Source organism: Saccharibacillus endophyticus, from assembly GCF_013185185.1.
Lineage (GTDB): Bacteria > Bacillota > Bacilli > Paenibacillales > Paenibacillaceae > Saccharibacillus > Saccharibacillus endophyticus.
This window is the reverse complement of the sequence record NZ_JAAZWE010000007.1, coordinates 1-12,376: the sequence shown is the minus strand read 5'-3', so window position 1 is coordinate 12,376 and position 12,376 is coordinate 1. Positions and strand designations below refer to the sequence as shown.

The 12,376-nt window shown below is 52.8% G+C and carries 12 protein-coding genes and 1 riboswitch; of the genes, 1 reads left to right on the top strand and 11 read right to left on the bottom strand.

From position 1 onward, the window contains the following. Position 1: 1 nt before the first annotated feature. The 11 genes from purS to HRQ63_RS21905 all read right to left on the bottom strand — a co-directional run bounded on the left by purS (position 2) and on the right by HRQ63_RS21905 (position 10,517). On the bottom strand, positions 2-244 hold the full coding sequence (gene purS, locus HRQ63_RS21955) for a phosphoribosylformylglycinamidine synthase subunit PurS (RefSeq protein ID WP_037284817.1): 243 nt from the start codon (positions 242-244) through the stop codon (positions 2-4). Between the two features lie 148 nt (positions 245-392). Continuing rightward, positions 393-1,298: a phosphoribosylaminoimidazolesuccinocarboxamide synthase gene (locus HRQ63_RS21950; RefSeq protein ID WP_172247305.1), complete on the bottom strand. Its 906-nt coding sequence runs from the start codon at positions 1,296-1,298 to the stop codon at positions 393-395. Between the two features lie 39 nt (positions 1,299-1,337). Next, complete coding sequence (gene purB, locus HRQ63_RS21945; RefSeq protein ID WP_172247304.1) at positions 1,338-2,636, bottom strand: adenylosuccinate lyase; 1,299 nt, start codon at positions 2,634-2,636, stop codon at positions 1,338-1,340. A 136-nt stretch (positions 2,637-2,772) separates the two neighbouring features. Next, positions 2,773-3,981, bottom strand: a complete 1,209-nt coding sequence (gene purK / locus HRQ63_RS21940; protein WP_172247303.1) for a 5-(carboxyamino)imidazole ribonucleotide synthase — start codon at positions 3,979-3,981, stop codon at positions 2,773-2,775. Beyond that, the gene (purE, locus tag HRQ63_RS21935) at positions 3,978-4,460 is read right to left on the bottom strand and encodes a 5-(carboxyamino)imidazole ribonucleotide mutase (RefSeq protein WP_172247302.1); all 483 of its coding nucleotides are present in this window, start codon (positions 4,458-4,460) and stop codon (positions 3,978-3,980) included. The genes purK and purE overlap by 4 nt, the downstream gene beginning before the upstream one ends. Before the next feature lie 290 nt (positions 4,461-4,750). Then, positions 4,751-4,852: riboswitch (purine riboswitch) on the bottom strand. A 374-nt stretch (positions 4,853-5,226) separates the two neighbouring features. Continuing rightward, complete coding sequence (locus HRQ63_RS21930; RefSeq protein WP_037284827.1) at positions 5,227-5,661, bottom strand: universal stress protein; 435 nt, start codon at positions 5,659-5,661, stop codon at positions 5,227-5,229. A 146-nt stretch (positions 5,662-5,807) separates the two neighbouring features. Beyond that, positions 5,808-6,104: a DUF1294 domain-containing protein gene (locus tag HRQ63_RS21925; protein ID WP_172247301.1), complete on the bottom strand. Its 297-nt coding sequence runs from the start codon at positions 6,102-6,104 to the stop codon at positions 5,808-5,810. A gap of 210 nt (positions 6,105-6,314) precedes the next feature. Continuing rightward, on the bottom strand, positions 6,315-7,496 hold the full coding sequence (locus HRQ63_RS21920) for a GNAT family N-acetyltransferase (protein ID WP_172247300.1): 1,182 nt from the start codon (positions 7,494-7,496) through the stop codon (positions 6,315-6,317). Positions 7,497-7,710: 214 nt separating this feature from the next. After that, on the bottom strand, positions 7,711-8,304 hold the full coding sequence (gene clpP / locus HRQ63_RS21915; protein WP_172247299.1) for an ATP-dependent Clp endopeptidase proteolytic subunit ClpP: 594 nt from the start codon (positions 8,302-8,304) through the stop codon (positions 7,711-7,713). A 120-nt stretch (positions 8,305-8,424) separates the two neighbouring features. Further along, a complete protein-coding gene (locus HRQ63_RS21910) occupies positions 8,425-9,186 on the bottom strand; it encodes an RNA polymerase sigma factor (RefSeq protein WP_172247298.1) in 762 nt (253 codons plus the stop codon). A 320-nt stretch (positions 9,187-9,506) separates the two neighbouring features. After that, positions 9,507-10,517, bottom strand: coding sequence for a right-handed parallel beta-helix repeat-containing protein (locus tag HRQ63_RS21905; protein ID WP_172247515.1), 1,011 nt, complete (start codon positions 10,515-10,517; stop codon positions 9,507-9,509). A 20-nt stretch (positions 10,518-10,537) separates the two neighbouring features. On the opposite strand from HRQ63_RS21905, the gene HRQ63_RS21900 reads away from it, so the two are divergent. Further along, complete coding sequence (locus HRQ63_RS21900) at positions 10,538-10,780, top strand: hypothetical protein (RefSeq protein ID WP_172247297.1); 243 nt, start codon at positions 10,538-10,540, stop codon at positions 10,778-10,780. Positions 10,781-12,376: the final 1,596 nt, after the last annotated feature.

Sequence of the window (12,376 nt, the reverse complement as noted above, 5' to 3'; positions counted from 1 at the left end):
TTTAACCCTCCAGTTCGTAGCGGTAGTCTTCGACGACCGTGTTGGCCAGCAGCTTTTCGCACATTTCCTTCACGCGGTCTCCGGCAGCTTCCTTGCTCACGTCGCCGAGTTCGAGCTCCATGTATTTGCCGACGCGCAGGCTTTCCACTTCGTTGAAGCCGAGGGAGTGCAGCGCGCCTTGAACGGCAACGCCCTGCGGATCGAGTACGCTTTGCTTGATGGTCACATAGACTTTGGCTTTCATGAATGTCCTCCTGGATAAGCCCTTCCCGAATCTTTTCGCCTGTTTGAAAAGAAGGCAGAATCGGGAAGTCGGCTGTTTGATAGTGGTTGGTTGTGCGGCAGGCCGCTTTCGTCCCTGACGGGACACGCTTGGACGGCGGTGCGAAAATTTACAGGCCGAGCAGGCTTTTGCCGGTCAATCGCTCGTAGATGCCGAGGTAACGCTTCGTCGTTTCTTCCACGACTTCCGCCGGAAGCGGGTCGGGCGCGCTGTTTTTGTCCCAATCCGTTCCGGACAGGTACGCGCGCACGGGTTCTTTGTCCATGCTGTCGATCTCGACGTCGAGCGCGTACTTGTCTTCCGCCCAGAAGCGGGAAGAGTCCGGCGTGAAAATCTCGTCGATCAGTATGACTTGACCGTCGACCAGGCCGAACTCGAATTTGCAGTCGGCGAGGATGATGCCTTTTTCGGCACAAGCTTTGCGGGCGAATTCGTACAAGGCGAGGCTTTTATCCCGCAATTCCGCAGCCAGTCCGGCTCCGACGAGTTCTTCCATTTTTTCGAACGGGATATCTTCGTCGTGGCCCACGTCGTTTTTCGCGGCGGGCGTGAAGATCGGTTCCGGGAATGCTTCGTTTTTGCGGAGGCCTTCCGGAAGTTCGATGCCGTTGATGCTGCCGCCCGTTTGATACTGCCGCCAGCCGCCGCCCGTGATATAACCGCGTACGACGCATTCGATATCGATGCGTTCCGCTTTGCGGGTGACCATGATGCGGTTTTTCAGCGCCAGCGGATCTTTGGCGACCGCGCCGAGCTTCAGCACGTCCGTATGAACGACATGGTTTTGCAGCAGATCGGCCGTTTGCTGAAACCAGTACGCGCTCAGACGGTTCAGCACGTCGCCTTTATACGGGATAGCAGGATCGAGCACGTAGTCGAACGCGGAGATTCGGTCGGTCACGACGATCAGGTAATACTCGCCGAGATCGTAAAGCTCGCGTACTTTTCCTTTATACAGCAGCGGCGCGTCCACCAGATGTTCGGCGGTGGAGAGAGCCTGCGAAGATACGAACATGGTTGTTATCCTCCTTAACGATGAAAAGCTTGATCCTGTCTACTCGTTCAAGCCCAGTTTCGCGAAGATCGTATCGACATGCTTCAAGTGCCATGCCGGGTTGAACGCGTCTTCGATCTCTTCCGCGCTCAGCACGTCCGTAATCGCAGGGCTTGCCAATACGATATCCTTGAAGCTGCGTTGTTCTTCCCAAGCTTGCATCGCGCGCGGCTGCACGGTGTCGTACGCCGTTTCGCGGCTCATGCCGGAGTCGATCAGCTTGGTCAGGATGCGGCCGGAGAACGGCACGCCGTAAGTACGCTCCATGTTGCGCTTCATGTTTTCCGGGAACACCGTCAGGTTTTTCACGATGTTGCCGAAGCGGTTCAGCATGTAGTTGAGCAGCATCGTCGCGTCCGGCAGGATGACGCGTTCCGCCGAGGAGTGCGAGATGTCGCGTTCGTGCCACAGTCCGACGTTCTCGTATGCCGTCAGCATGTGACCGCGAATGACGCGGGACAGGCCGGAAATGTTTTCGCTGCCGATCGGGTTGCGTTTGTGCGGCATCGCCGACGAACCTTTTTGACCTTTCGCGAAGGCTTCTTCGACTTCGCGGAATTCGCTCTTTTGCAGGGCGCGAACTTCGGTTGCGAACTTGTCGAGCGACGTCGCGATCAGCGCGAGCGAAGCCATGTATTCCGCGTGACGGTCGCGCTGCAGCGTCTGCGTCGAGATCGGAGCGGCTTTCGTGCCGAGCTTGCCGCAGACGATTTCTTCGACGCGCGGATCGATATTGGCGTAAGTGCCGACAGCGCCGGACATTTTGCCGTATTGCACGCCGTCCGCCGCATGACGGAAACGCTCCAGGTTACGCTTCATCTCTTCGTGCCACAGCGCCATTTTCAGACCGAACGTCGTCGGCTCCGCGTGTACGCCGTGAGTACGGCCCATCATCGGCGTGCTCTTGTAAGCGATCGCCTTGTCCTTCAGAATTTCGATGAAATTCAAGATGTCCCGCTCCAGAATCGTATTGGCTTGCAGCAGCAGATAGCCCATTGCCGTATCCACTACGTCTGTCGAAGTCAGGCCGTAATGGACCCATTTGCGCTCTTCGCCGAGGCTTTCGGATACCGCGCGTGTGAACGCGATCACGTCGTGGCGCGTTTCCTGCTCGATCTCGTAAATGCGGTCGATATCGAAAGTCGCGTTATCGCGGATTTTTTGCACGTCTTCCGCCGGAATCACGCCCAGTTCCACCCACGCTTCGCAAGCGCAAATTTCGACTTCCAGCCATGCTTTGAATTTGTTTTCCTCGCTCCAGATACTGCGCATTTCCGGTCTGCTGTAACGTTCGATCATAAGGGGTATAGCCTCCAAAAAGTAAATTTGAGGTTCGCGCCGACATGCCGATGGATCATGGATCGCAAACGGCAGGTTCGACGCGCCTTCTTTCATTATATAAGGTGTCACAGGGAGACGGGGTAGCGGATTGGACTCAAGCGCCCTCAACCGGCCAGATGCCGGCGTTGTCGATCCAGGCCAGCGCATCGGCAGTATCGCCGCAAAGCAAGTTGATATGCCCCATCTTCCGCCCGGTCTTTCCTTCGGCTTTGCCGTACAGATGGAACTTCGGCCGCACGAGGTCCGTTCCGACGCTCTCCGGCGACAGGATCAGCTTGTTCACCCCGTCCAAATGCTCGCCCAGCACGTTGACCATCACCACGGGCGTGCGCAGGTCGGGACTGCCGAGCGGCAATCCGCAGATCGCGCGCACATGCTGCTCGAACTGCGAAGTGATGCAAGCTTCCATCGTGTAATGGCCCGAGTTATGCGGCCTTGGTGCGACTTCGTTCACGTACAGCTTGCCGTCCTTGCCGTAAAACATCTCGACGGCCAGCAGCCCGACCGCATCGAACGACTCGACGATCTGTGCCGCCAATTGCTCGGCTTCGGCCAGAATACGTGCCGGAACGCGTGCCGGAACGATCGAAGCATGCAGGATGCCGCCGCGATGAATGTTTTCCGCGGGAGGGAACGTACTCGTTTCGCCCGCCGAGCTGCGCGCCGCGATCACCGAAATCTCGCATTGAAACGCGATAAATTGCTCCAACACCAGCTCCGCTCCCGACGCCGCAAGCTCCGCGTAAGCCGCTGCGACCTCGCTGCGGTCGCGAATAACGAACTGCCCTTTGCCGTCATAGCCTCCGGTCGCCGTCTTCAGCACGCACGGCGTGCCCAGACGCTCGACCGCCGCGTCCAAGTCCGCTTCGCTTGACACAGCCGCGTAAGGCGCAACCGTCGCGCCCGCCGCTTCCAGCGCCGCCTTCTCGCGCAGGCGGTGCTGGGTCGTGTACAGCAGCCGGCTGCCTTGCGGCACGTACGACCGCTCTTCCAGCAGAGCAGCCACTTCCGCATCCACGTTCTCGAACTCGTACGTGATCACGTCCGTCCGCGCGGCCAGTTCAGCCGCCGCTTCCTTGTCCGAGTACGCGGCGACGATCTGCGCCGACACCTGGCCGCAAGGCCCGTCCGCTACCGGGTCCAGCGCCACGAAGCGATACCCCAGCGGCGCTCCCGCCAGCGCCATCATGCGGCCCAATTGCCCGCCGCCGAGCACGCCGATCGTCTTGCCCGGCTCGATCACGCGCGTTTCGCGCTTGCCGCTGCTTGCGTTTTGTCCCATGCCGTTCGTTCCTTCCGTCATGGCAGCTCCGCTTCCAGCACTTCGCGCTCGATTCTCGCTCGACGGGCCGCGACGCGATCCAGCACCGCGTCGTCAGCGGTTCCTACGATTTGCGCCGCCAGCAATCCCGCGTTGATTGCGCCTGCCTTACCGATAGCGACCGTCGCCACCGGAATGCCGCCCGGCATCTGCACGATCGACAGCAGCGAATCCAGCCCGTTCAGCGCAGCCGATTGAACCGGCACCCCGATCACGGGAAGCGGCGTTTTCGCCGCAACCATACCCGGCAAATGCGCCGCGCCACCTGCTCCCGCAATAATAGCCTTAAAGCCGCGTTCGCGCGCTTGCTCCGCATATTCGAACATCAAGTCCGGCGTACGGTGAGCCGAGACGACCTTTTTTTCGTAAGGAACCTGAAGCTCTTCGAGAATCCGACAAGCATGCTGCATCGTTTCCCAATCAGACGTACTGCCCATAATGACTGCTACCTGCAAAGACATAATTCACGCTCCATATCCATCGTTTTTCGGTAAAAAATCAAAAAAATCCGGAATCGCCGCAAAATCTCAATGATCTCTCGGGAATCCGGACTCGGAAAGAAACGGCGGGTTATCAGGCACGGGCGCGCAAAGACGAAAACACGCGTCGCCAACCGTCGGGCTTCCAAATGAAAGAACCTATGGCGGAAAGACGGATTCTCGTCCGAGACAGAGCGTGCGGGATCGGCGGCAGGTCAGACCTGCGCCGAATCCGATCGTAACCCCAGCTTAAACGGACAAGCTACAGCCGTCGGACCCTTCGTTGCTTCCGTAGTCCGGGTATTTACGGTTCCCGGGTAGATACTGCCGGGCCTTATCCCCAGCTTTATACGGTACGATGTTCAATTCGGTTATATGTCGAAAGCGCGGTTGCCACACGCCCGACTTCAGTTCCAGTTTAACAATTCCGTACATGCCGTGTCAAATTAAAAACCGAACATTTTAAAATCGTAAAATCCGAATGTTCGTTTTTACACAAGCAGCAAGCGAAATATCCGCTGATCCTGCGATTCCTTCACTAAATACCGCTCGAATTGTAAAAATTGCGGATATAAAAAAGGTCCGAAAGCGCAGCGCGCTTCCGAACCTTCAATTCATTTGCATGATCCAAAACCTTCAAACCGCTCTTTTTATCGAACGTTCCTGCATAGCAGCTTGACCGCATTCCATTTCAGGTTTTCGATGGACGTAACCTAACCTCTTACGCGGTCATGGTACGAGCATCCGCTTATTTGACGACCAGTACCGGAATTTGCGCCTGCTGAACCACGTTATGGCTGACGCTGCCGAGCACGAACTCGCGAATCGCGCCCAAGCCGCGGCTGCCGATGACGATCAGATCGGCATTCAACTCTTTGGCATATTCAAGAATCAGTACGGCCGGTGCTCCTTGGCGCATCTCGATCCGAGCGTCCACGCCGGCTTCTTGAAGGCGACGACGCGCTTCTTCAACCGTTTGCTCCGCCAGATCGAAAAACTCTTTATTCACGCTGCCCGGAACCGGTGCAATACCGTCTCCGACGAAAAAGCGCGGATAATCGTAAATATGCAGCACTTCCAATACGGCGTCCGGCGAAGCTTTGACTAGCGCAGCCGCACGATCGAGCGCTTTATTAGAAGCTTTCGAGCCGTCATAGGCCACCAGAACTTTAGAGAACAGCATATTCAAGCACCTCTTTCTTTCCTTTCGAATTCGGACTCCAACCGACTCTTTGCCTGGCAAGAACCCGTTGTCCGTTCATATTCATTATTACCCTTTGGAAAAGGAGAATCAAACACCTTGCTTGCTTTTCCTTTTTCGCCCAGGCTCTAACGCAGGAATGCATAGAACAGTGCCCCGTACACCGCGATATTCAACAAAAGCAACGCAGGCACGCCGAAACGAAACGAATTGTGTTGGGTTTTGTGCCGCTTCGACCTCATCGCAATCCAAATCCCGAGCGCTCCGCCGACAGCCGCCCATGTAAACAACGTTCGTTCCGGCACTCTGCGCTTGCTCCGTTTGGCCCGGCGCTTGTCGGAGGCCATGACCGCATACGCGATGATGTTTAGCACGAGCAACCAGCCTGCCAGCACAAGAACGCCCACCGGGATCGTCAATGTCATTTCTTTTCCCCATTTCTCCAATCCGGTTCGAGACATTATCGTCTTCAATCAAACACGGCCTTCATTCCGATTCGCAGCCACCCGGCGCATCTATCGGTCTTTTTATTATAACGTAAGCTTCAGGTCGATTTCCCGTCTGTTAGACTTGAAGACTTTTCGATTTATCCACATGTGGACAATTCATTAGGACTGCGTCTGTGCGCAATCTGTTCAGAAGTAATCCGCCATGTAGGGAATCCGTGCCGGAATCGATGTATCCAAAAGATGCGCGGTTTCCTCGGAAGCCTCCAGCAAGCCGATACGCTGAAGCTCCGACGGACGGCGATAGCCGAGCAGCATCGCCGTCAGGATTCCGATCGAGATGCGAATGTTCGCCGCGTCCGCACGCAATCCTTCAGCAGAATTGACCTTTTCCAATCCGCCTACTCCCGATCCTGAAATTTTCCATTCCCGATCCCCTTCGTTCCACGGCGCATCCTGATCCTCGATATGAAGAACAAAGCGATGGTCTAGGGCAGACTCGGCAAATGGGTACGCTTCAACAAACTTAACCGCATCCACGATTCTCGCCATAAAGAACGGTTCGATCTCCTGCTTAACCATCGGGTCAGGCAGCAACAGCGACAACGGATCATCCACAGGCAGCTTCATTTGAACTTCTTTCAGCTTGGAATCATGGTTGATAATAAAATTCCATAACCCCTGCCTAGCCGTATCGTTGATCCAAAAAATCTCTTCCGTGATCCATTTCCGCTCTTCTATCGCATATAAAACATACGCTTCCGGCTCATCTGCTTCGTTATAATAGACTGCCGTATACGGAATGCCGTTCATTACCCGCTGCTCCCACCATTTGAGAGTGCGCACCACAGGTCCGTTGTAACGAATAACGGCACGGTCATACACCGACTTCAACGTATCGATATCCCGCACTTCACGTACCACGCGTCCCGGCACGCTTTTGCGTACAGGCAGCTTTTCAACAGGAATCGTGTAATTTTTATTATCGGTGAACAACTCCCAACCATATTTCCGGTAAAAGGCCACGGAGAACGGATGCAGATACGATAAAAGTTGACCCTCTTTTTTCATTTCTTCCAGCGAGCGGCGCAGCAGTTGGGACACCATGCCTTGTCGACGCTTTTCCGGCCACGTCGCAACGCCTCCGATGCCGCCCATTTTGATCTTTTTGCCATGGACATAGACTTCAAGCGGCATAAGAGCCAGCTTCGCGCACAGCTCTGGCCCGTCAAAGGCACCCCACACGGCTTCGTCTCCGAATCGCTTACGGCGTTCTTCCTTCTGCTGCTCGCTCAATGTATACAAAAACGCATATTCGGCCAACGCGATATTTGCATCGAAATCCTGATCGGTCAGGCGTCTGATTTCCATCTTCGTGAATCTCCTCTCGGTTCAAAATCTCGGCCTTACTTCTTTCTCCGCGTACAAGCAAGTTCCTGCGTGAAAAGATCAAAAAAGACCCGATCGCGATTCGCGAAGGGTCTGAATCATCGATATTCAATTTAAGGTTTGCGTCCATCGGAAACACGCATGCTTCAAGCGAGTTTTGGAGGAGCGTTACCTAACATTGTGATCGGTCATGGTATTACGTGTTCTGCGAGCGGTCGATAATCCGATCAATGACGCCGTACTCCAAAGCTTCTTCCGACGACATAAAGTAATCCCGATCCATATCTCGCGCGATCCGTTCGAGCGGCTGACCGGTATGCAGAGCTGCAATCTCGTTCAGACGTTCGCGGGTCCGGATAATTCGCTTGGCGCTGATTGCAATATCGCTGGCTTGACCTTGCGCGCCTCCGTGCGGCTGGTGAATCATGATTTCGCTATTCGGCAGCGCTCCGCGTTTTCCCGGAGCTCCGGACAACAGCAAAATCGCCGCAAACGACGCCGCCATCCCCGTACAAATCGTATGCACGTCGGGTTTAATATGCCGCATCGCATCGTAAATGGCAAACCCTGACGTAGTCGCGCCTCCAGGGCTGTTAATGTAAAAATAGACGTCTTTCTCCGGATCTTCCGCTTCAAGCAACAACAATTGCGCAGTAATACTATTGGCTACCTGATCATCGATCGCCGAACCCAAAAAGACAATCCGATCTTTCAGCAATCTGGAATAAATATCGTAAGATCGTTCGCCGCGGCTGGTTTGTTCCACGACGTAAGGAATGAATGTACTCACCGGCTTTGCCTCCTTCAGATTATAAAAAGGATGATATCCGTGTCGGGCAGCCACTAGCACGTTGACCGCTAACGAAGTAAGGTTACACCCGGCCGAACGTAAACCTATGATTAAGGTTGGTCAAGCTACTAGTTGGAGACGAACGGAAGAACGGACCGTAGGTTTTCTGCGCAGCTGCATTGTTTCCATTCGAGCCCGGTTAACGCGCGCAGGTATCGAGCAGCGAACCGCTAGTGAAGCTTCTTCTCCGCTGCCGCCGTTCCACAGCACCATCAGCGCGCGAACGTCCTGAAGTTGAATCGCCTGCATATAAGCAAAAACCGCTTGTTCGTCCGAATCTTTCGTTTCCGCCAAAGGCTCCGTCCATTCCTGCTCGTATTGACGCCGCTTATCCAGCTTCTTTCTCGCCCGGTGCAGGGAAGCTTTGACTCCGCCTTCCGTTGTGCCGAGCAGCTCAGCCGTTTCCGCCGCCGTAAAGCGTAAATACTCCATTAGCAAATACACGGTTCGTTGATCCGGCGTTAGCACGCGAACAAGACGCTCTGCTGCCGGCCATAGTCGCAGGGGATCAGTCGTCGCGCAGGCCGCGCCTTCCTCGTTGATCGGATCGGATATAGCCTCATCTCTTCCTTTGCGCATGCGATCAATCCAGGCGCGGTACGCGATGCTGCGCAAATAGGTTCGATTTCTTGCTCCCCCGTGTTCACGAAATGCCGCCCACGCTTTCAGCCATGTCTCCTGTAAAAGATCCTGCCCGTCCGCTACCGAACCTGTTAGAAATCGACAGTATCTTCCCAGTGCGTCGTCATGCTCTGCAATCAGTTCCGCAAATTCGTCATGTCGCTTTGTTTCTTTTGTCAGACTGCGTTCCATTCTGTTCATCTCCTCCTCTCCGTCAGGATTCATTAGCTTAAACGAATCAACGAATCGAAACGATACTCCGATTCTTTTTTTATTTTAAATTTTTTTGATAAGTGTTTCATCTTTCTTTATCATGGTTATAACTCTACATAGACGTTTTTAAACAATCCGAAACCCCATTTCGGACAAGCGGTGCAGTTTATAACTTTGAATAACGGGATAAAATCGGCATAAAAAAACAGGAACCAGTTGCAGCTGGTCCCTGCGAAAACAAATCTTTGTGAGAGAAGATTTGGAACAGTAGTATTTCTCAGATCGGCATTACGCGGATTTGAAAAATATTAGAAGCCGATGTTATCAACAAGCGTGATAATCCCGTTCTTGAAAGTTGTAGCTGCGCCGTTTTTGTTTACCAGCGTATTACGCTCGAATTTCACTTTCTTGATTGTGCCGTCGCCCCATACGCCGATTCCGCGATGCGCGCCGTCGGTGATGGTGTTACCGATGAATTCCACGTTGTCTATTGTACCTTTGCCGCCGTAAACCAGAACGTTCGGATGATTTTGCGGTTCTTGGATACCGGTGTGGTGAATGGTATTGTTGACGACTTTGACGCGATCCACGTTCAGCGTGTTATAAGAACCCTCGACCGAGATGTAGATCCCCGCCATCATCGTGTCTGCCACTTTGTTGTTTTCGATCAGCACGTCTACTCCGCCTACAACCGAAATCCCGCGAGCTTTCGAGAAGTTACCGATGTTATTTCCGCGAACCGTGATGTTATTGACAGGCGTCGGGCTTGTTCCGTAGCTGACAACCGCGATACCGTCATCTCCTACACCCGTCACCGTGTTGTTTTCAACCGTAATATGATGGCTTTCCGTCGTCATGTGAATGCCGTCCGCGCCCGTATTTTCGACTACGTTATTGGATACGACGCCGTTGTTCGATCCGTAGGCCATCATGATCCCTGCAGTGCTGGATTTGCTTACATATACGTTATCGATGACGAAGTTTGTTGCGCTGCGAACCGTGATGTTGTTTTTGTCATGCGCGCCGTTACCTCTTGGAATCGTTGTTTGGTAGGCATGCTTGAGGTTACGAAGTTGTACGCCGTCACCTTTCAGATCGATCGAACCGCCGTCTGGATTCGTAGATACCAGTACAGTAGACTCTTTGCCCGCGCCTTCAAGACGGATGCTGTCGATCGTCAGGATTTTGCTCAACGTGAATTCGCCGGCAGGTACATATAATGTTTTCTTTTGTTCTTTAGCTGCCTTGGCTGCTGCTGCAAACGCTGCATAATCGTCTTTTCCGTCATTAGCAACTGCTCCGAAATCGGTAACTGACAGGCCTGCAGGCGCTGGTGTCGTTGGTGCTGGCGTCGTTGGCGCTGGCGTTGTTGGCGTTGTTGGCGCTGGCGTCGTTGGCGCTGGCGTTGTTGGCGCTGGCGTTGTTGGCGCTGGCGTTGTTGGCGCTGGTGTTGTTGGTGCTGGCGTTGTTGGCGCTGGTGTTGTTGGCGCTGGCGTTGTTGGCGCTGGTGTTGTTGGTGCTGGCGTTGTTGGTTCTGGCGTCGTTGGTGCTGGTGTTGTCGGTGCTACTTCTCCGGGAGTAAAGGAAATGTTCGGGTTCCACAATGTCTCGTCATCTTCGGTTGTGCCGTTCTTATTGACCGTGAAGTAGATAGCCGTTCCGGCTTGTACAGGAATCGCTCCGACATTCTGCGGCTTTTCGCCGGTCTTCGTTTTGATCAATGCGCTCCAAAGTACTGTATCGTCTTTTACGATGCTTGCAACGATGCCGTCTCCTTTATTGCCGCTCTTCTTTACAACTCCAGTAATCTCGATTGTTCCCGGGCCAGGAGCTACCCACTTGCGAACCGCGTCCGCTGCGTCGCTCGGATACTGAGAGCTGGCTGCTATCCAAGGGAAACCCGATGCCGTGCTCCATACTTTTTGATTTCCATCATAGGCGAGATCCGAGTATGCGGTACCTGCTGCTTGTTGATAATACCAGCCTTGCAGACCTTGTACGGTTTTGCTAAAGTCCGGAGAAGCTTTGTATGTTTCCGAAGAAGCGGCATGTGCTTGTCCTAAGGCTCCGAACCCGCTACCCAGTCCCAATGAAAGTGCTGCAATCGCGATAATGATCTTGTTTCTTTTCAAGATGTATCCCTCCAATGATGTTAAATACTGAAAAGTGAACAGTGACAGGATGACAATCCGGCTTCTCCTCCGCCCTTGGGCTCAAAACCGGTCTTTGCTATGATGATCGCTTAAGTGCGACAACGATTATTAGATAGTTGTGACTGCTTCAACTGCGGCGTTTCGAAATGAATATGCATGTATATTCATTTTCGCTTGACTGTTTCGCCCTGAAGCGGTGTGCTTATGTTCTTTATATCGACGATAATTTTCAGGAAGTTACAGCAGTGTTATTTAACGAATCGAAAGGCCCACATTTCTGGAAAAAACCCCAACTGAATGCACAGAAAATCCCGGGATTTAAATAGTACTCCCCTGCGATTCTACCCAGATAAATTCCATATATGCCTATAATCATAAATAAAATGGATACTTTTGCTTGCTTAAAAAACTTTCGTTCAAAATTCAACGAAAGTTTGTTCGTAAAAATTAAAACAATCAAATTGGAAATTTTTGAGATGTGAAGAAAAACACAAATACGTCTTTGGAAGCAGAAAAATGACCTGGAGAATATAAAAAGTAGGAAGACAATCAGGTGAAAAGGAGACATTATTCCTGTTCACAATTGTATATATATGCGAATGAAGCTGCGTATTTTCAAGATTGCGCGGTTTGGGGACAAGCCGTGGATATCTATAGGAGAAACAGGTGAGGCTTTCTATTGAACTTTTCCACACTAATAGTCAAATTGTGAATAAGATTTTTCAATTAGAGTAGGAACCCTGAGGATAAGCAGGAGTTTATACCACCACTGTGGAGAAGATGTGAACAAAAAGAAGATTTCAACAGTTTTCATTTTCGAAATTTTAACGTTTTATTGGACACCTGTATAGTTTGGGGATAACTTTTTACCAGGGTAAATCGGATTCTTTTAAGAAAAGAACAGAAAAAGAGCCTTTACCGGATATGCCGGTAAAGGCTCTTGCTCACTGGCTTGGCAGCTTCCTACTCTCCCGGGACCCTGCGGTCCAAGTACCATCGGCGTTAGAGGGCTTAACGGTCGTGTT